This is a genomic window from Bradyrhizobium sp. UFLA06-06 (assembly GCF_054820065.1).
Genome location: NZ_JADFUD010000006.1, coordinates 198,520 through 216,229 on the forward strand (window position 1 = coordinate 198,520; position 17,710 = coordinate 216,229).

At 62.8% G+C, this 17,710-nt stretch carries 17 protein-coding genes; 6 read left to right on the top strand and 11 right to left on the bottom strand.

What is annotated here, in order from left to right; translation table 11 throughout:
* Positions 1-140 precede the first annotated feature (140 nt).
* Together IF803_RS07715 and IF803_RS07720 are read left to right on the top strand one after the other, a co-directional pair.
* Entirely contained in the window at positions 141-437 is a 297-nt protein-coding gene (locus tag IF803_RS07715; RefSeq protein WP_028344526.1) for a hypothetical protein, read from the top strand.
* 468 nt (positions 438-905) lie between these two features.
* Complete coding sequence (locus IF803_RS07720; RefSeq protein WP_038384009.1) at positions 906-2,504, top strand: FAD-binding oxidoreductase; 1,599 nt, start codon at positions 906-908, stop codon at positions 2,502-2,504.
* 348 nt (positions 2,505-2,852) lie between these two features.
* On the opposite strand, the gene IF803_RS07725 is transcribed toward IF803_RS07720, so the two are convergent.
* The gene (locus IF803_RS07725) at positions 2,853-3,950 is read right to left on the bottom strand and encodes an integrase (protein WP_028344528.1); all 1,098 of its coding nucleotides are present in this window, start codon (positions 3,948-3,950) and stop codon (positions 2,853-2,855) included.
* A 150-nt stretch (positions 3,951-4,100) separates the two neighbouring features.
* Here IF803_RS07725 and dusA point away from each other — a divergent pair, with 150 nt between their 5' ends.
* Positions 4,101-5,096, top strand: a complete 996-nt coding sequence (gene dusA, locus IF803_RS07730; RefSeq protein ID WP_461191781.1) for a tRNA dihydrouridine(20/20a) synthase DusA — start codon at positions 4,101-4,103, stop codon at positions 5,094-5,096.
* Between the two features lie 69 nt (positions 5,097-5,165).
* Here dusA and IF803_RS07735 read toward each other — a convergent pair whose 3' ends face one another.
* From IF803_RS07735 to IF803_RS07755, 5 genes are all read right to left on the bottom strand, one after another.
* On the bottom strand, positions 5,166-6,083 hold the full coding sequence (locus IF803_RS07735; protein WP_461191782.1) for a LysR family transcriptional regulator: 918 nt from the start codon (positions 6,081-6,083) through the stop codon (positions 5,166-5,168).
* A 165-nt stretch (positions 6,084-6,248) separates the two neighbouring features.
* On the bottom strand, positions 6,249-7,385 hold the full coding sequence (locus tag IF803_RS07740; protein ID WP_461191783.1) for a muconate/chloromuconate family cycloisomerase: 1,137 nt from the start codon (positions 7,383-7,385) through the stop codon (positions 6,249-6,251).
* Positions 7,386-7,495: 110 nt separating this feature from the next.
* Complete coding sequence (locus IF803_RS07745; RefSeq protein ID WP_461191800.1) at positions 7,496-8,365, bottom strand: intradiol ring-cleavage dioxygenase; 870 nt, start codon at positions 8,363-8,365, stop codon at positions 7,496-7,498.
* 71 nt (positions 8,366-8,436) lie between these two features.
* Complete coding sequence (locus IF803_RS07750; protein ID WP_461191784.1) at positions 8,437-8,961, bottom strand: flavin reductase family protein; 525 nt, start codon at positions 8,959-8,961, stop codon at positions 8,437-8,439.
* Entirely contained in the window at positions 8,958-9,587 is a 630-nt protein-coding gene (locus tag IF803_RS07755; RefSeq protein WP_461191785.1) for an FAD synthetase, read from the bottom strand. Before IF803_RS07755 ends, IF803_RS07750 begins: the two co-directional genes overlap by 4 nt.
* Positions 9,588-9,859: 272 nt before the next feature.
* Between IF803_RS07755 and IF803_RS07760 the strand changes: the two genes are divergently transcribed.
* Together IF803_RS07760 and catC are read left to right on the top strand one after the other, a co-directional pair.
* On the top strand, positions 9,860-11,437 hold the full coding sequence (locus IF803_RS07760) for a 4-hydroxyphenylacetate 3-hydroxylase N-terminal domain-containing protein (protein ID WP_461191786.1): 1,578 nt from the start codon (positions 9,860-9,862) through the stop codon (positions 11,435-11,437).
* Positions 11,438-11,535: 98 nt separating this feature from the next.
* Positions 11,536-11,826 carry a muconolactone Delta-isomerase gene (gene catC, locus IF803_RS07765; RefSeq protein WP_026192617.1) on the top strand — a complete coding sequence of 97 codons (291 nt, stop codon included), beginning with the start codon at positions 11,536-11,538 and terminating at the stop codon, positions 11,824-11,826.
* 46 nt (positions 11,827-11,872) lie between these two features.
* Here catC and IF803_RS07770 read toward each other — a convergent pair whose 3' ends face one another.
* The 5 genes from IF803_RS07770 to IF803_RS07790 all read right to left on the bottom strand — a co-directional run bounded on the left by IF803_RS07770 (position 11,873) and on the right by IF803_RS07790 (position 17,091).
* Positions 11,873-12,856, bottom strand: coding sequence for a cysteine synthase A (locus tag IF803_RS07770; protein WP_461191787.1), 984 nt, complete (start codon positions 12,854-12,856; stop codon positions 11,873-11,875).
* A 393-nt stretch (positions 12,857-13,249) separates the two neighbouring features.
* Entirely contained in the window at positions 13,250-13,840 is a 591-nt protein-coding gene (locus IF803_RS07775; protein WP_018271055.1) for a TIGR02281 family clan AA aspartic protease, read from the bottom strand.
* A 25-nt stretch (positions 13,841-13,865) separates the two neighbouring features.
* On the bottom strand, positions 13,866-14,069 hold the full coding sequence (locus IF803_RS07780; RefSeq protein WP_026192618.1) for a DUF1289 domain-containing protein: 204 nt from the start codon (positions 14,067-14,069) through the stop codon (positions 13,866-13,868).
* A gap of 256 nt (positions 14,070-14,325) precedes the next feature.
* Positions 14,326-15,933, bottom strand: coding sequence for a sensor histidine kinase (locus IF803_RS07785; RefSeq protein ID WP_461191788.1), 1,608 nt, complete (start codon positions 15,931-15,933; stop codon positions 14,326-14,328).
* 285 nt (positions 15,934-16,218) lie between these two features.
* On the bottom strand, positions 16,219-17,091 hold the full coding sequence (locus IF803_RS07790) for an NAD(P)-dependent oxidoreductase (RefSeq protein ID WP_304499696.1): 873 nt from the start codon (positions 17,089-17,091) through the stop codon (positions 16,219-16,221).
* A 117-nt stretch (positions 17,092-17,208) separates the two neighbouring features.
* Between IF803_RS07790 and IF803_RS07795 the strand changes: the two genes are divergently transcribed.
* Complete coding sequence (locus IF803_RS07795) at positions 17,209-17,646, top strand: VOC family protein (RefSeq protein ID WP_016843272.1); 438 nt, start codon at positions 17,209-17,211, stop codon at positions 17,644-17,646.
* Positions 17,647-17,710: the final 64 nt, after the last annotated feature.

Consider the following 17,710-nt stretch of genomic DNA (forward strand, 5'->3'; position numbering starts at 1 on the left):
ACGGCTGTTCGCGGGAGATCGGACGTGGTTGCGGGCATACCAAATCGACGCGAGTGACCCGACGCGGAAGTCGGTCCTAGTACAACGCCGGCTCAATATGCTTTGATGCGCGGGTTAGGACTGAGATAGATGGGTGGCTGATGTACATGTTCATTCGAAAGTACACCAACGTTCGCTCGGTTGCTGACGCTGCTCGCCGCGCCAAAAGTGGCATCGGTCAGATCCTAAGGGAATCGCACGGATTCAGATCCTATTACGTATTGGATGGGGGCGATGGCGTCGGTGTAGCTGTGATGATATTCGAGGACCGCGAAAGCGCCAATGCCGCGAACGATAAAGTTCTGGATTTCGTTCAAGCAAGCCTGCATGACCTTAATCTTGGAGACCCTGAAATCATTGCCGGGGAAATTTTGGTGAAAATAGAATCTGATGCGTAAGTCTTCCGCGCGTCGGTTGTCGCGGGAGGATCGTGCGCGGCGGTGCTGACGGACAATGTATCCGATTGCATCATCGCGGCTGCGTTGGCCGCATCCCAATCCGCTAACGAGCTCGAGGTCGCTTTCGGAGACCAAATACGTATCTCCCGAACCAGACGGGGTATTCCATTGGTCTGTGTAGTCTATCGCAATTCAGCATGCCAAGCTCTCTCAAGGTGTCGCACGACGTCCACCCGCGCGGAAGGCGGACTGACATGTGGTCGCACCCCATGCGGGTAAGACTGAGTCGGGTGCGGTGGCCGCTGCGGCGCCGTTTGCTGAAGGAACTGTCCCGCCGCCGCCGTCTTTCATACTCCTTCTCGAAAGCGTATTGTTTCGATCAAACGAGCTCACTCTGCAGCGCGGTCGTTCAGAGTATCTTGTTCTTCGATTCAAGAAGCTCTCAGCAACGAAACGCGGGGAACGCTCATGACCGGCGCAAGGCTGAAACATTACGGCTGGGGACGGGAAGGCGAAGGCATGAGCGCGGAAGAGCGGGCGTTTGTCCTCGGCCGCTACCATGCCAAGTTTGGCGCCCGCGAATTCGACACGGTAACTGTTCCCGGCCTTGAAGAGCTATCCTTGCGGGAGCCGCGCGTGGTGCTGCCAGCTTCGCTCACGCCGTTCTGCACGACCGAACGCTACGACCGCGCCGCGCACACTTACGGCAAGTCCTATCCGGATTACGTCAGGGCCATGCTCGGCGATTACGGTTGCGCGCCCGATATCGTGGCCTATCCACGCAACGAGACGGAGATATCGGCTGTCATGGACTGGGCGGGGTCCGTCGGTGCTTCGCTGACGCCGTTCGGGGGCGGATCCAGCGTGTGCGGTGGCGTCGAGCCGCTGGCCGATGGCATCAAGCACAAGGCGGCCGTCACGTTAGACCTGCGCAATCTCTCCAAGGTCGTCGAAGTCGATCCGGTCTCGCGCGCCGCATTGATCGACGCCGGCACCTATGGGCCATCGCTGGAAAACCAGCTCAAGCCGCACGGCGTCACGCTGCGGCATTTTCCGCAGAGCTTTGAGTATTCGACCTTGGGCGGTTGGATCGCGACACGATCGGGCGGCCACTTCGCCAGTCTCTACACCCATATCGACGATTTCGTTGAAAGCCTGCGTGTCGTGACGCCGGTTGGCGTCGTGGAGACGCGCCGGCTTCCCGGCTCGGGCGCGGGGCCGAGCCCCGACCGCATGTTCATTGGCTCGGAAGGAATCTTAGGCGTGATCTCGCGCGCATGGATGCGATTGCAGCCGCGTCCAAAATTCCGCGCCGGCACATCGGTTCGCTTTCCCACTTTCTTCGATGCCGCGCGCTCGGTGCGTGCGGTGGCACAAGCCGGCCTCTATCCCTCCAATTGCCGCATCCTGGATCCGCAGGAGGCGTTCAACACCGGTGCGTCCGACGGCAGCTCCGCCATCATGGTGCTTGCATTCGAATCGGGCGATCATTCCCTGGACGCCTGGTTCAAGCGTGCGCTCGAATGCTGCGCCGACCACCGCGGGACACCGGAGCCCGCAGAGGCCGGCGACGCGCATCTCGAAGGCGCGGCAGGCATCTGGCGCAACGCGTTCATTCGCATGCCCTATGCGCGCGAATTCTTGGCGCCCGTTGCTATCATCAACGATACGTTCGAGACCGCCATCACCTGGGATCGGTTCGAAAGCTTTCACGATCAGGTCAAGGCGGGAACAGAACAGGCGATTCTGCAAGCGACCGGAGTGAAGGGTGAAGTTACCTGTCGCTTCACCCACGTCTACCCGGACGGGCCAGCGCCCTACTTCTCCTTCCACGCACGCGGTCGGCACGGTGCGCTGCTCGCGCAGTGGAAGGCCATCAAAGACGCGGCGAGCGACGTGCTAATCGCGGCAGGCGGCACCATCACGCATCACCATGCCGTCGGCCGCGATCACCGACCCTGGTACGACCGGCAGCGGCCACAGCTTTTTGCCGCCGCGTTGCGGGCCGCCAAGCGCGAACTGGATCCCCACGGCATGCTCAACCCGGGTGTCCTGATCGATCCTTAGGCGGGTGCCGTTGACGCGGGTGTGGTGACCTCAGGATCTACTTGGACGAGAGAGTTGGAAGGCAATTTTGATCGCCGTGCTAGGCGTGGATATTTTCGCCGAAGCGTGGCTCAAACGCTCGGTCCGTGGTTCGCTAAGGCCCGCAGTCTGTCGGCCTCACGCTGGCGCGTAGTCAGCGCCACGACTGCGCCAGTTGTGGCGAGGACCTGAATCGTGGCGACCCATCAGGAGTCGTTTGCGCGGGTCGGTTTCATCGGCAAGGAGATATCCGCATTGCATTGCTTGGCGCCTATAGCGGACATACCAGCCAGTCGGATTGATGTCCGCCTTCAGAGGCGAGCACACATCCTAGCTCGCAACCAGCGTAGCCATGAATTGATCTATTGAGGGCTGCGCAGCCTTTTGCATTTTATGCAGGTCTTCAGGTTTGAGATTCGTATAACGCCGGAGCATGCGCCAGTCCTTGTGGCCGGTCACCATAGCGACTTGCTGGATTGAAAATCCGGCTTCAAACAGTCGGCTCGTCCCTTCATGGCGGAGGTCGTGAAAGCACAGATCATCGATATCGATTGCCTTGCACGACCTGTGGAAGGCGGCACCAACCGATTTTGAATGGTGAGGAAATACTCGCCCAACGCCGCGCGTGACGATCCGTTGCTCAAGAACGAGTTGCCATGCGTCATACCCCGTCGAATTGAGTAACGGGACTTTCTGATGGTTTCCGTCCTTTCGTCGCGGATCCTTGCGGTCCCGAATAGTGACTGTTCGCTTCGTTAGATCGACGTCAGACCACTCTATCCGGCTAATCTCGGCTTGGCGCATTGCAGTCGCTATTGCGAAGCGAATAATTCGACCGAGCGGTAGAAATTGTTGAGGGTTAGACTCCGCATACCCGATCAATCGATCCAATTCGTCCTGCGTAGGGCGACGATCACGCTCGTTCGATTTTCCCACGAGATTGAGGTGTTTGAGCGCAGCTTTGGCCAGCTGAACGTTCTCAACGGAGACGTCGATGCCATGGACCGCCGCAGCGTGGAGGAGGATCGCTCGAATAAACGAGAAGTCGATCGCAAGAGTGGCTGGTCCAGCGCCTTGCGAGGCTCGCTTCCGTCCAAATTCGATCAATCTCTCACGGCTTAGGTCTCTCAGGTTAACGCGTCCAAGAGAAGTTTTGAGCGCCTTAAGCACCATCGACTTCGATCGTCGAACCGGCTTGCCAACCTGGGCAAGATCGTCGAGGTGCAATGCGATCAAGTCGGAAAAGATGCGCGGTTGCTCGCCAAACTTGGAACGTCGGACCGCGGTTCCCCGATCGATGGAACGCTCGGCTTCGATTGCCCACTCTTCAGCGTCGCGTCGCCTAATGAACGTATTTGCGATGTACTGGCGTTTTCTCCTGACCTGGACCCGCCAGCTTCCAGACCCCAGCTTCGTATAAGTCGGCATTTGCGTGTGCACTCCGTCCGTATTTCGTGTGCTCTACGTGTGCACCGCGAGGTCAAATGCGGTACAAACCAGCGCAAATTTGGCTAGTTTGGAGTGCACACAGAGGGGGTATGTTCCTCTTCTAGTCCTTTGAGAGTGTAGGATAACTTCTTGAATAATCAAGATTATCGGTTTTGTACCGCGCCCATGATGGACTGGACCGATCGGCATTGCCGGGTCTTCCATCGGCTGATGTCGCGGCGGGCGCGGCTTTATACGGAGATGCTGACGACCGGCGCCATCATCCATGGCGATCGGGCGCGGCTGCTCGGCTTCGACGCCAGCGAGCATCCGGTGGCGCTGCAGCTCGGCGGTTCCGATCCGCGCGATCTGGCGACCGCCGCAGAGATCGGCGAGGATTTCGGTTATGACGAGATCAATCTCAATGTCGGCTGTCCCTCCGATCGGGTGAAGGATGGCCGCTTCGGCGCTTGCCTGATGGCGGAGCCGGCGCTGGTCGCCGAAGGCGTTGCGGCGATGAAGCGTGCGGTGCGGATTCCCGTGACGGTGAAATGTCGGATCGGCATCGACGACCAGGATCCGGAAGTCGCGCTCGACACGCTGGCCCGCGGCGTGATTGCCGCGGGCGCGGATGCGCTTGTCGTGCACGCGCGCAAGGCCTGGCTCAACGGATTGTCGCCGAAGGAGAACCGCGACATCCCGCCGCTCGACTACGACCGGGTCTATCGCCTCAAGGCGGCGTTGCCGCACGTGCCCATCGTCATCAACGGCGGCATCACGAGTCTCGCCGAGGCAAAGCGGCATCTGGCGCATGTCGATGGCGTGATGCTGGGGCGGGCGGCCTATCAGGAGCCGTGGCGGCTGCTCACCGTCGATTCCGAGCTGTTCGGCGAGACGCCGCCGCACGCCACGATGAAGGACGTGTTCGCGGCGATGCTGCCCTATATCGAGCGGCAGCTGGCCGAGGGCACCCGGCTGCATTCGATCACGCGGCATTTCGTCGGCGCCTTCCATGGTGTCCCCGGTGCGCGTGCGTTCCGCAGGTATCTCGCGGAGAACGGCGTTCGGCCGGGGGCTGACATCGACGTGCTGCGCGAGGCGATCGCACGCGTTGACGATCGCGCGCCGGCGGCGGTCGCGGCCTGAGGGCTCTAGATTCCTTGTCTTGACGCGTTTTCTTCACGCGAACCGGTATCCACTTCGCTCGAAAACGCTCTAATGCTTGCGCTGACGCCGCGTGACGTCTTGTGCGACCTTCAGGAAATTGAACAGATGCGGCATCCGGTTGTCGCGCCGGTAGTTCAGCGACAGCGCAGTGCCCGGATTGTGTCCCTCATAGGCGCGGTAGGCGACGCCGGGCCGCTCCGCCTCCGAAACCGATTTCGGCACCAGCGCGATGCCGACGCCGACCGACACCAGGCTGATTGCGGTCTGATAGTCCTGCGCCAGCACCTGCGATTTCGGAATGAAACCTTCTTCGAGGCAGATGTTGAGGATGTGGTCGGCGAAGCTCGGGCGCGGCTTGCGTGGGTAGAGGACGAACGTCTCGGCCTTCAGCGCCGCCAGTCGCGGGACCTGCTGCTCGAGCAGGGGCGAAGTGTCTGAGAGCGCGAGGATCAGCGGCTCCTGCAGCAGCGGCTCCGACTTCAGCTCCTCGTCGTCGAGCGAGGGCCGGGCGATGGCGATGTCGATCTCGCGCTGGATCACCGCGCGCTTCTGCTCGGCGTTGTTCATCGCCGACAGCGCGAGCTCGACGTCGGGATAGGCCGAACGAAACGCCTGGATCACGCTCGGCAGCACGCCATAGGTCGCCGATCCGACGAAGGCGACGCGCAGGTGACCGGAAAAGCCTTCGCCGATCCGCTTGATCTCGCGGTGCGTCCGGTCGAGCCGCTCCAGCACGTCGCGCGCCCGCTCCAGCAGAACGCTGCCGGCCTGGGTCAGCCGGATCTGGCTTCGACTCCGGTCGATCAGCATGACGCCGAGATCGCTCTCGAGTTGCGCGATTTGCCGGCTGAGCGGCGGCTGCGCGATCGCAAGCCGCGACGCGGCACGGCCGAAATGCAATTCCTCGGCGACGGCGACGAAATAGACCAGCCGCCTGAGATCCATGACATCGTCGCGATCGGTCACGGCTAGCCGAACGCCTGTTCGCGCGCTTCCGGGGAAGCGGCCGGGACGGCTGGCCGGGTTCGATATCGCGTGGTCATCAGCGCACGATCGAGACGATGGTTCCAGCGCGAAGACTGGGCGTGGGTCCCTGGATTGTCAATTGCCCGCGGGAACGGCGCCATCCGGCTAGTCCTTCCGGGCAAAGGTGCGGATCTTGTCCTCGTCGACCTCTACGCCGAGACCGGGGCCATCAGGGACACAGATCTCGAATTCGTCGAATCTGATCGGGTTGACGACCAGATCTTCCACGAGGATTCGCGGACCGAAATGCTCGGTGCCCCATTCGAGCCTGGGCAGGGTGGCGAAGGCGGCAAGGTGCGCCGCCGCGCCGATGCTGCTCTCCAACAGGCAGCCGCCATAGAGCTCGAGCCCGTGCGCGGCCGCGACCGCAGCGGCGCGCTTCATCTCGAACAGGCCGCCGCTCTTCACGAGCTTCAGCGAGTAGACGCTGCCGCAGCCCATCGCGCCCGCGCGCGCGATGTCCTCCTTGGTGAAAGCCGCTTCGTCCACCAGCAATGGAATCGAGGTGCGGGCCGCGACACGCGCCATCGCTTCCAGTTGCAGCGCCGATACCGGTTGTTCGATCAGGGCAACATCCAGCTCCTCCAGCGCAGGCATGAAACGGATGCATTCGGCCTCGGTCCAGCCCTGGTTGACATCGACGATCAGGCGCACCTCGTCGCCGAGGCCGTCGCGCAATGCTTGCAACCGCTTCAGATCGGCCTGCGGCCGGTTGAAGCCGAACTTGATCTTGAACTGGCGGTGTTCGCGGCGCCGCAGCTTCTCTTTCGCTTCTTCCACCTCCTGGCCGCTGTCGCCCGAGGCCAGCGCCCAGATCACCTCCATGCGTTCGCGCACGGCGCCGCCGAGCAGCGCGCTGGCGGGCAGGCCGAGCGTCTTGCCGGCGGCGTCGAGCAGGGCGGATTCGATCGCGCCCTTGGCGGCGAAATTGCGGGTGGCAGCCTTGCTCATGCGCAAAGCATTGGCTTCGAAGGCGAGGGCAGGCTGTCCGAGCAGCGCCGGCGCCAGATAATTCGTGACCGCGGCCTTGATCGATTCCACGCTTTCCTCGGCCCAGCGCGGTCCGCCGAGCGTCGAGGCTTCGCCGATGCCCGTCACGCCGTTATCGAGCAGGACGCGCACCAGCACGTAACCCTGATGCGTGACTTCCGTGTTCGAGAGCTTGTGCCGGCGGCGGGTCGGCGCCTCCACGATGGTCGCGCGGATACTGCGGATCGCAGTGTCCTTTGCGTGAGCCTGCACTCGCTCCACGGGCTCGGCGATTTCGATCACGGCACGACTCATATGTCCTCGCAGGTCAGTTCAGAATGAGCCCTGCCAGGCTGGCGGAGCCTGGCAGGACGTAACGGGCATTATTCGGCGGCGACGAGCCGTTCGACGGCGGCTTTCTTGAGCTTGAAGTCGAAGTTGAGAACCAGATCGGTGTCGGCGCCGGCGGGGGCCTTGGCGAACTTGCCGATCAGGCTCTGCTTCACGGCGAACACCGAGTCGTTGTCGAGGTACTTGGTCTCGGAATCGTAGATCTGCGAGATCAGCGAATGATAGCCGTCCTTCGAAAGCATGAAGTGGATGTGGCCCGGACGCCAGGGATGGTGGCCCATATATTTCAGCAGCTCGCCGCCGGCGCCGTCATAGGGGATCGGGTAGGGCTCGGGGCGGAGCGCCACGAAGGCAAACTCGCCGTTGGCGTCGGTCGTGAAGCGTCCGCGCAGATTGTAGGCCGGCTGTTCCGGATCCTGCAGGTCGTAAAGGCCGTTCGGCGCGTCTTCCCAGACGTCGATCGTGACGCCCTCGATCGGGCGCCCCGCCGTGTCGCTGATGCGCCCGCTGACCTTGACGGTCTGCGCGTTGTCGAACGTCTTCTTGATGATGGAAGCGCCCTTGGCGAGCACCGGCGGATTTTCCCGATAGAACGGCCCCAGCACGGTGGATTCGCTCTCGCCGTCGGTGACCCGGTGGTCGAGCATGTCGACCAGCACCTCGACGCCGAGAATGTCGGCGATCAGGATGAACTCGTTGCGCTTCTCGTCCGAGATGTCGCCGGCGCGGCGCAGGAATTCGCATGCGGCGAACCACTCGGCGAAGGTCAGGTCGACCTCCTTGCAGAAGTCGTGCATGTGGCGGATCAGGCTCGTCATGATCTGACGGTTGCGATCCGGAATGTCCTTCGAGAGCGCGGCGATCACGTGGTCGGTGATGGTGTCCTTGTTGACGTTCAGCATGGTCGTTTCCTCCTTTTCTTGCAGTTTGCTCAAACTTGCATCCCCGTTTTCGGGAATATCGGTCGCTGGTCTCACCAGACAAATTCGTAAGCGGCATTCTCCAGCGTCGCGGGCGCAGGGTGCGGGTCGGCAAGGCCGCCGAAGCGGCCGCGGAAGAACAACAGCGGCTTCTTGCTGGGCTCCAGCGACATCTCGCGGACGTGGCCGAGGAAGATCGTGTGGTCTCCGGCGACGATCTCATCGGCGAGATCGGTCACGAAATATGCCGCCGCGTCGGCGATCACAGGCAGGTCGTTGCGGCGTTCGAAGACGTCGCAGAGGTCGAGCCTTGGCTTGCCGGCGAAATGCCAGGCGAAATCCTCCATGCCCTCGGCGAGGATGCTGACCGCAAAGCGGCCGGTCTTCTGGATGTTGCCGAGCATCTTCGCGCTTTTCGCGATCGAGATCGCGACCAGCGGCGGATCGAGCGAGACCGACATGAAGGCGTTGGCCGTCATGCCGTGATCGCGGCCCTCGCAATGCGTCGTGATGATGGTGACGCCGGTGCCGAACTGGCCACAGGCATTGCGCAACTCTCGCGGATCGATGGCGGTCATCGGCTTGCGACCTCGAGTTGGGCCAAACCGGATCGGTCGGCCGGTGGCGCGGTCACGATATCTCTCCAGTTCTCCAGCGTCGCCGCGGCGGCGGCAAGGCCGGATTGCCGCAAGCTCCGGATCCGGCTGCTGGAGACGATCTCGCCATTGCCACAGCGCACTGGCGGCAGGATGCGCGTGTTGAAGTGCTGCCGCAGCAGCAGGGCGGTGCCGCCCTTGCAGGACCCGAAGCGGAAATCCTCGCCGACGATCACCTCACGCGGTTGCAGCTTATGCAACTCGGCGAGGAAATCGAGCGCGGTGCGCCGGACATAGATCTGGTTGAAATCGGCGACGACGACGTGGTCAGGCGCGAATGTTGCGATGCGCTCGAGCTTTTCGCGAAGCGAAATCAGCGGCTCGGCCTGACCGAAATACACCTTTGGCGGCGGATCGAAGGTGTAGACCACGGCTGGAATGCCGCGGCGCCGCGCTGCCGCGATGGTCTGCCGCAGCAGTTCCTGATGGCCGCGGTGAACGCCGTCAAATGCACCGATGGTCACGACGCAGGCGTCGAGGGCCAATTCCCCATCGCGATGGAAAGCGACAGCAGCGCTGTCAAAACCCGTGCCTAAACCCGTGGCCATGGCTCGCTCCGGTTTCGCTCCCTTGCCGTGCTGCGCATGGCTGCGTCAGCTGCGGCGTGCGCCGGCCGAACGATCCTTGCCGTCCGGTCCGTGCCATCGAGTCATAGCCCGAGCCGGGCCGGTCCGCGCGGTATGGTGTGATACCTTTCGCCCGCTCCGGGTGAGCGCGTAGCGTTTCCTCCGATGTCACGCCGTCCAAGAGCGTGACGAGATGGTCTTGAGGCCGGCGTGACAACGCCGCCGGTCCAACGACACAAGCGGAGGAGAAACCCATGACTACTGCAGCAGCCCTGCGGGCCGACGTGCCTGCGCCAACCACCAGCGTCTATACCGGTGCGGAATTCCTGGACAGCATCCAGGACGGCCGGGAAATCTACATCTACGGCGAGCGCGTCAAGAACGTCACCCAGCATCCAGCCTTCCGCAATTCGGCGCGGATGGTGGCGCGTTGGTACGACCGCTTCCATGAGAAGAAGGATCAGATCGGCGTCCTGACCGACACCGGCTCGGGACAGCTGACCCATCCGTTCTTCCTCGGCTCGAAGACGGCTGACGACCTCGTCAAGGGCCGCGATGCGATCGCCGAATTGCAGAAGGTTTCTTTCGGCTGGATGGGCCGTTCGCCGGACTACAAGGCGTCGTTCCTCGGCACGCTGGGGGCGAATTCAAGCTTCTATGGCGACTACGCCGGTAATGCGAAAAAGTGGTACGCCCGGACCCAGGAGCGTCTCGACTTCTGGAATCATGCCATCGTCAATCCGCCGATCGATCGCGACCGCGCCATCGAGGAGGTGCGTGACGTCTTCATGCATGTCGAGAAGGAGACCGACGCCGGCCTGATAGTTTCGGGCGCGAAGGTGGTGGCGACCGGCTCGGCGCTGACGCACTACAATTTCATCGCCCACTACGGCATTCCGATCAAGGACAAGTCGTTCGCGCTGATCTTTACGGCGCCGATGGATGCCAAGGGCATCAAGCTGATTGCCCGCTCGTCCTACGAATTCACCGCGGCGGCGACCGGCTCGCCGTTCGACTATCCGCTGTCCAGCCGCTTCGACGAGAACGACTCGATTCTCGTGTTCGACAAGGTGCTGGTGCCCTGGGAGAATGTCTTCATCTATGGCGACGTCGACAAGATCAACCAGTTCTTCCCGGCCTCGGGCTTCATCCCGCGGTTCACGCTGCACGGCGTGACACGGCTTGCCGTCAAGCTCGACTTCATCGCCGGCCTGTTCTCGATGGCCGTCGAGGCGACCGGGTCGAAGGATTTTCGCGGCGTGCAGACGGCGGTGGGCGAGGTGATCGCCTGGCGCAATCTGTTCCACGGCATTGCCGATGCGATGGTGAAATCGCCGATCGCCTGGCAGGGGACCGATGGCTACAATCTGCCGAATCTGAACTACGGGCTGGCCTATCGCGTGTTCGCACCGATGGCCTATCCGCGGATCAAGGAATTGATCGAGCGTCATGTCGCAAGCGGCCTGATCTATCTGCCGTCGAGTTCGGCCGATCTGGAGAGCGAGGCCATCCGGCCCTATCTCGACCGCTTCGTGCGCGGCTCCAACGGTTATGCCGCGATCGACCGGATCAAGCTGCTGAAGCTGCTCTGGGACGCGGTCGGCTCCGAGTTCGGCGGCCGGCATGAGCTGTACGAGCGCAACTATGCGGGCAACTACGAGAACCTGCGCGTCGAGACGCTGATGGCCGCGAGCGCCACCGGCGACCTCGGTGCAATGCAGGATTTCGTCCGCAACTGCATGAGCGACTACGACGTCTCCGGCTGGACGGCGAAGGACCTCGTCAATCCCGACGACATCAACCTCGTCAGCCGCGGTCTGGTGCAAGGCTGACGACAAGGCTGAGCATCTGATAGTCCGATCAATGGAGCCGCCGCGATCTTGCGGCGGCTCCACGCCGTTTCACCCCATTGCTGAGAGAGTTCATCATCATGCTGTTCCACGTCGAAATGGATGTGCGGATTCCGCACGATCTCCCGGTCGAGAAGGTCGACGCGCTGAAGGCGGCGGAACGGGTCCGCGCCATGGAGCTCCAGCGTACCGGGGCCTGGCGCCATCTGTGGCGGGTGGCGGGGCGCTACGCCAATGTCAGCATCTTCGACGTGTCTGGCGCGCAGGAATTGCACGACATTCTGTCCAGCCTGCCGCTGTTTCCGTTCATGGAGATCCAGGTCACGCCGCTGTGCCGGCACCCGTCGTCGATCCACGACGACGATCGATAGCACCGGGTTGATGCCTCCGGAGCGATTGCGTCGGGTTGGCTCCCGTTCAGATCATCCAGGGCGGGAGCGGGAGATTCTTCTTGCGGAGGAAATCCGGATTGAAGAGTTTGGACTGGTAGCGCTGGCCACTGTCGGCAAGGATGGTGACGATGGTCTTGCCTGGACCGAGGTCGCGTGCAAGCCGCATCGCTCCCACGATGTTGATCGCGCTCGAGCCACCCAGAACCAACCCCTCATGCGCGACCAGGTCGAACAGGACGGGTAGCGCCTCCTCATCAGTGATCTGGTAGGCCATGTCGATCGGCGTGCCCTCGAGGTTCTTCGTCACGCGGACCTGGCCGATGCCTTCCGTAATCGACTCACCCTCTGTCGTCAGCTCGCCCTTTGTGAACCAGTTGTAGAGGGCGGCGCCCATCGGATCGCTGAGCCCGATCTTCACGTCGGGGTTTCGCTCCTTGAGGGCGAGCGCAATGCCACCCAACGTCCCGCCGCTGCCGACGGCGCAGGTGAAGCCATCGATCTTTCCATCCGTCTGGTGCCAGATCTCGGGGCCGGTCGTGCGATAGTGGCCGTCGCGGTTGGCGACGTTGTCGAACTGATTTGCCCAGAATGCGCCCAGTTCTTCGGCGAGGCGACCGGAATAGCGTGCATAGTGGTCCGGATGGGAAGATGGCACGGCGGGCATCAGGCGCAGATCGGCGCCGCACAGCCGCAGCATGTCTTTCTTTTCCTGACTTTGCGTATCGGGCATCACGATTACGGATCGATAACCGCGCGCATTGGCCACGAGCGCAATGCCGATGCCGACATTGCCGGCCGTGCCTTCCACGATGACACCGCCCGGCTTGAGCCGGCCGCGCTGCTCGGCGTCGTTGATGATGGCGAGGGCTGCACGATCCTTGATCGAGCCGCCCGGATTAAGAAATTCGGCCTTGCCGTAAATGTTGCAGCCCGTGCTCTCCGATGCCGCGCGCAGCCTGATCAACGGCGTGTTGCCAATGGAGTCCAGAAAACCGGATCGAACGTTCATGGTTGCCCCGCCTGGCCAAGACAGTAGCTTGATGCTGTTTTTCTCTTGATCTTGGAAATTTCCTTGCCGCGCGGCATACGGGATTGGAAATCCTAATCTCTGACCGTGTCGTCATCGGACACGTCGCGTGCCGACATGCTGGAGCAGATAGCGAAAGTCAGTAGAGCCAGTTTTCGTGCACCGTACAATCTTCGTTTCCACAGTGCGACTGCAGATCACTTATGCGGTTGGTTCGTTGCGTCATTTCACTGCGGAAGTTGATCCGCATCGCGCACGGATCGGACATCGAGCGGCCATCAGGTGCGATTTTTGGATCTGCGCCCCGGAGTGCCACGTGCTTGCGGAGGAGACGGCATCAAGCCGCCCCTGGCCTTCGTTGAGCGCTAGCGCAGCCTAGTCGACGGCCGTGCGCGGGCGCCGGTGGCGGCTTGAGGTGTTGATACTGCCGGTGACGTCGGGGTAGCCGGTCAGGCTCAGCGTGTCGGCGCGGACGCCCCAGCTCTCGAGCCGGTCGAGGAAGCTCATACCGAGCAGGTTGGTCTTCATCTGCCCGCGCTGCACCACCAGCGCCGGCACCGATTTCTCGACCAGCTTGCCGACTGCGAGCCGGTCGAGCGTCAGCCGCGCCGCCTTGGTGTGACCGCCGGCGGTCTCGAGGTCGACATTGTATTCGAGCATATCGATCGGCAGCCCGATCGCTTTCGCGGTTTCCCAGGTGAGCACGACCGAGGTCGCGCCGGTGTCGATCACCATCGGGGCGCTGACGCCGTTGATCTTGGCGCGGAACGCGAACTCGCCGCCCTGGCCGCGCGCAATCTGCACCGCGGGGGCGGAGCTGGGGGTGGAGGCTGAGGCGGTGATGCTGCGGCCGAAGATCTGGGTCAGATTCTCCCTGGCGCGGGCGATCTGCTCGGGGTCGCCATAGGCGACGACCGCGCCGGCGGTTGCCATCAGCAGCACGATGACGAGGAGGATACGGGTCACGGCGCAACTCCCGCCGCAACGCCGATCACGCGCGCTTCGGACGCGGCTCCATGCGCTCGAGCCCAGCCTCGGCCATGCGCGCCGGCAGCGTCGCCATCACCGACAGCCGCTCCGTGCGGTCCATCTTGTGCCAGCGCGCGATCTCCGGAAGCGTGCGGCCACAGCCGAAGCAGAGCTTCGTCCTGGGGTCCATCATGCAGACTGCGATACACGGCGTCTCTGAGCTCATTGTTCAAGTGTTGAACGGTTTCAGCGGCCGGTGCAAGCCGGCTGACGTGGGATGCTGCATCACGCCTCGGCTTTTTGTCGCGAGCATGGTCCCGGCGCGAACGCCTTGGGTTTATTGCCAACGCGTTTTCGAGCGAAGTGGAGACCGGTTCGCGTAAAGAAAACGCGTCAGAACCAAAGTCTAGAGCCCCGTTCCGAATCCATCGGAACGGAAAGGGCTCTGGCGATAACCGCGTCACGATCTTCCGCGACATGCTCTACAATCCGGTGCCGGCACTCATGATCGACTTGCGGCGCACGCGTTTCCGGTCGGCGCCCATCGTGGGCTCGACGGGCTCCGGCGGCTGCATCGGCGGCGCTTCTTCCGCCATCGGCGCCAGCGCGCTCATCACCCGTTCCGGCGGCAAGGTCACGATCACCTCGGTGCCGATGCGCAGCTTCGACTTCAGCGTGAAGGTGCCGCCATGCATGTCGATCAGGCTTTTCGCGATCGGCAGGCCGAGGCCCGCGCCCTGTTCCGCCGACTTGATCGAGTTGGAGCCCTGGCCGAAGGAGGCCAGCACGACCGGGATCTCGTCCTCGGCGATGCCGCTGCCGGTGTCCTTGACGCTCAGATATTGCCCGCCCGACGCGGTCCAGCCGACCTTGAGCCAGATTTCGCGGCCCTGCGGCGTGAACTTGATCGAGTTGGAGAGCAGGTTGAGCACGACCTGTCGGATGGCGCGCTCGTCGCCCCAGATCCTGGGCATGCCGTGCTCGAACACCTCGTGGATGGTGATGCCGCGGCTGGAGGCGCGCAGCTTCAACAGGTGGTGGCAGTCGGCGACGACATGCACCAGCGCCACGGCCTCTTCATTCAGCTCGTAGCGACCGGCCTCGATCCGCGACAGATCGAGGATCTCGTTGATGAGATTGAGCAGGTGCACGCCGGAATTATGGATGTCGGCGGAATATTCCTTGTAGACCGGCACGGTGTGCCCGCCGAAGATCTCGCTCTTCATCACCTCGGAGAAGCCGAGGATGGCGTTGAGCGGCGTGCGCAGCTCGTGGCTCATCTGGGCGAGGAAGCGCGACTTGGCGACGTTGGCGGATTCGGCACGGTGGCGCGCCTCGTCGGAGATCGCCTTGGCCTGCTCCAGTTCGCCGATCAGCGCATCCTTTTCGGCGCGGGCCTCCAGCGTCGCCAGCGTGGTCGAATGCAGGCGGTGCGCGAGCAGGGCAAAATAGCCTTCGGCGGCAAGCGCGAGCAGCGCCAGCACGTAATTGTCGAACGCGCCGTTGAGCACGAGGTCGAGCGCGATCCCGACCGTCACCGGAACGGTCGCCGCAAGGGCTGCGATCGGCAGGCTCGCGGCCAGCATGCTGGAGACCGCGATCACCAGCAGCATCAGGAACATCATCAGCGTGTTGGAGGCGAGATCGCGCCCGGCGGGGTGGATAAGGATCGCGGTCCAGCACAGGCCGTAGAGCAGGTCGAGCAGCACGAAGCGCGTCCGCCATTTGCGGGTGACCGCGACCGAGGTGGGTTCGGTGAGGAAGCGGGAACAGCTGCGGATGATGGCGAGATGGACGCAGAGGATGCCGACCGTCCAGGCGCCGGCCACGATCGGCTTCATCCAGAGGCCAAACAGCACGCCGGTTGCTACCACGAGCAGCATCACGACGTAGGACGCCGACATGCGGGTCTGGGCGTATTGGCGGAGCAGTTCGGCGTCGAACGCCGGGCGGGTTCCACTGGTTGACGTTAACCGATCCCGCGCCTCGCGCACCCGCTGCGCGGCGACGCGCCGGCTGTTCACCGGCACCGTCACCTGAGGTCCTGCCGGAAGCGCTACAACTTCAGGCTTTTCTGCGGGATTACTCATCAACAACACAAATCCTGCCAGCGAACCGCGCGGGCCTTTTGCATTGTCTATCTGTGACGCCAAATCATTAAGCGATGACTTAAAGAGCTAAGGAAAAGCGTAAACGGGGAGTTAAATTAACTTTTGCGCCGGGGGCGCGATGGCGGGCGCACACGCGCACGCCAGGTCCGACAATTCCATGTTGTCATGGCCAGGCTTGTCCCGGCCATTTACGTCTTGCTTCTCGTGGATCCAAAGACGTGGATGCCCGGGACAAGCCCGGGCATGACGAGATGGTGGGAAGCGTTAGCGCTGCAGACGGGCGAGTAGGCTCGACGTATCCCAGCGCTTGCCGCCCATCTTCTCGACCTCGGCATAGAACTGGTCGACCAGCGCGGTGGCGGGCAGGGTGGCGCCGTTGCGGCGGGCCTCCGCCAGCGCAATCGAGAGGTCCTTGCGCATCCACTCGACCGCGAAGCCGAAATCGTACTTGCCCTCGTTCATGGTCTTGTAGCGGTTTTCCATCTGCCAGGACTGCGCCGCGCCCTTGGAGATGGTCTCGATCACGGCGGCGACGTCGAGGCCGCTCTTCTTGGCGAAGTGGATGCCCTCCGACAGGCCCTGAACCAGGCCTGCGATGCAGATCTGGTTGACCATCTTGGTGAGCTGGCCGGCGCCGGCCGGGCCGAGCAATTTGCACATCCGCGCATAGGCGCCGGTGATGATCGGCTCCGCGCCTGCATAGGCGTCTTCGCTGCCGCCGCACATCACCGTCAGCACGCCGTTCTCGGCGCCGGCCTGGCCGCCCGACACCGGCGCGTCGACGAACTTGAAGCCGGCCTTGGTCGCGGCGGCATCGAGCTCGCGGGCGACCTCGGCGGAGGCGGTGGTGTGATCGACGAAGGTCGCGCCCTTCCTGACCCCGGCGAAGGCGCCGTCGGGGCCGATCGTGACCGCGCGCAGGTCGTTGTCATTGCCGACGCAGCACATCACGAAATCCTGACCTTCGGCGGCGGCCTTCGGGGTCGGCGCCGTCTTGCCGCCGAACTTGTCGGCCCATTCCTTCGCCTTCGCCGCGGTCCGGTTGTACACGGTGACCTCATGGCCGCCCTTTTTCACGAGGTGTCCCGCCATCGGGAAACCCATTACGCCGAGACCGAGGAAAGCGACTTTAGCCATGTCTGATACCTGTCTCTTATACACATCGTTCGTCGGCAGCGTCAGATGTGTATAAGAGACAGGTTTTGTGCTAGGATTGGCCCACCAACGAACTTCACAAAAAAGGGAGTATCTCGCATGGGCATGAGCGTCGGTGTGCTCGATCATTTCAATATCCGGACCCGGAATCTCTCCGCCACGGTGCGGTTCTACGAGGACATTCTGGGCCTGGAAAAGGGCGCGCGGCCGAACTTCGCGTTCCCCGGTGCGTGGATGTACAGCGAGGGCAAGGCGGTCGTGCATCTGGTCGATATTTCGGCGACCGACGAGGCACAAAAGCCTGACTCGGGCGTCGTCCATCACGTCGCCTTTGCCAGCCAGGGCTTCGATGGGATGAGGCAACGGCTTCAGTCCAAGGGCATGGAATTCGACTCGCGCCAGGTTCCCGGCGGCGATCTCTGGCAGATCTTCGTGAACGACCCCAACGGGGTCATGATCGAGCTGAACTACGAGGCGGCCAAGGAAGGCGGCTCGGCTGCGCCGGCCGAGCGGCGGGACGACGTCGGAGCGAGGTAGCCTTTTGCGCTGCAACGCTCTATGGGTCGTCTCTTGGGGCATGATCCGGAAAAGTGCGAAGCGG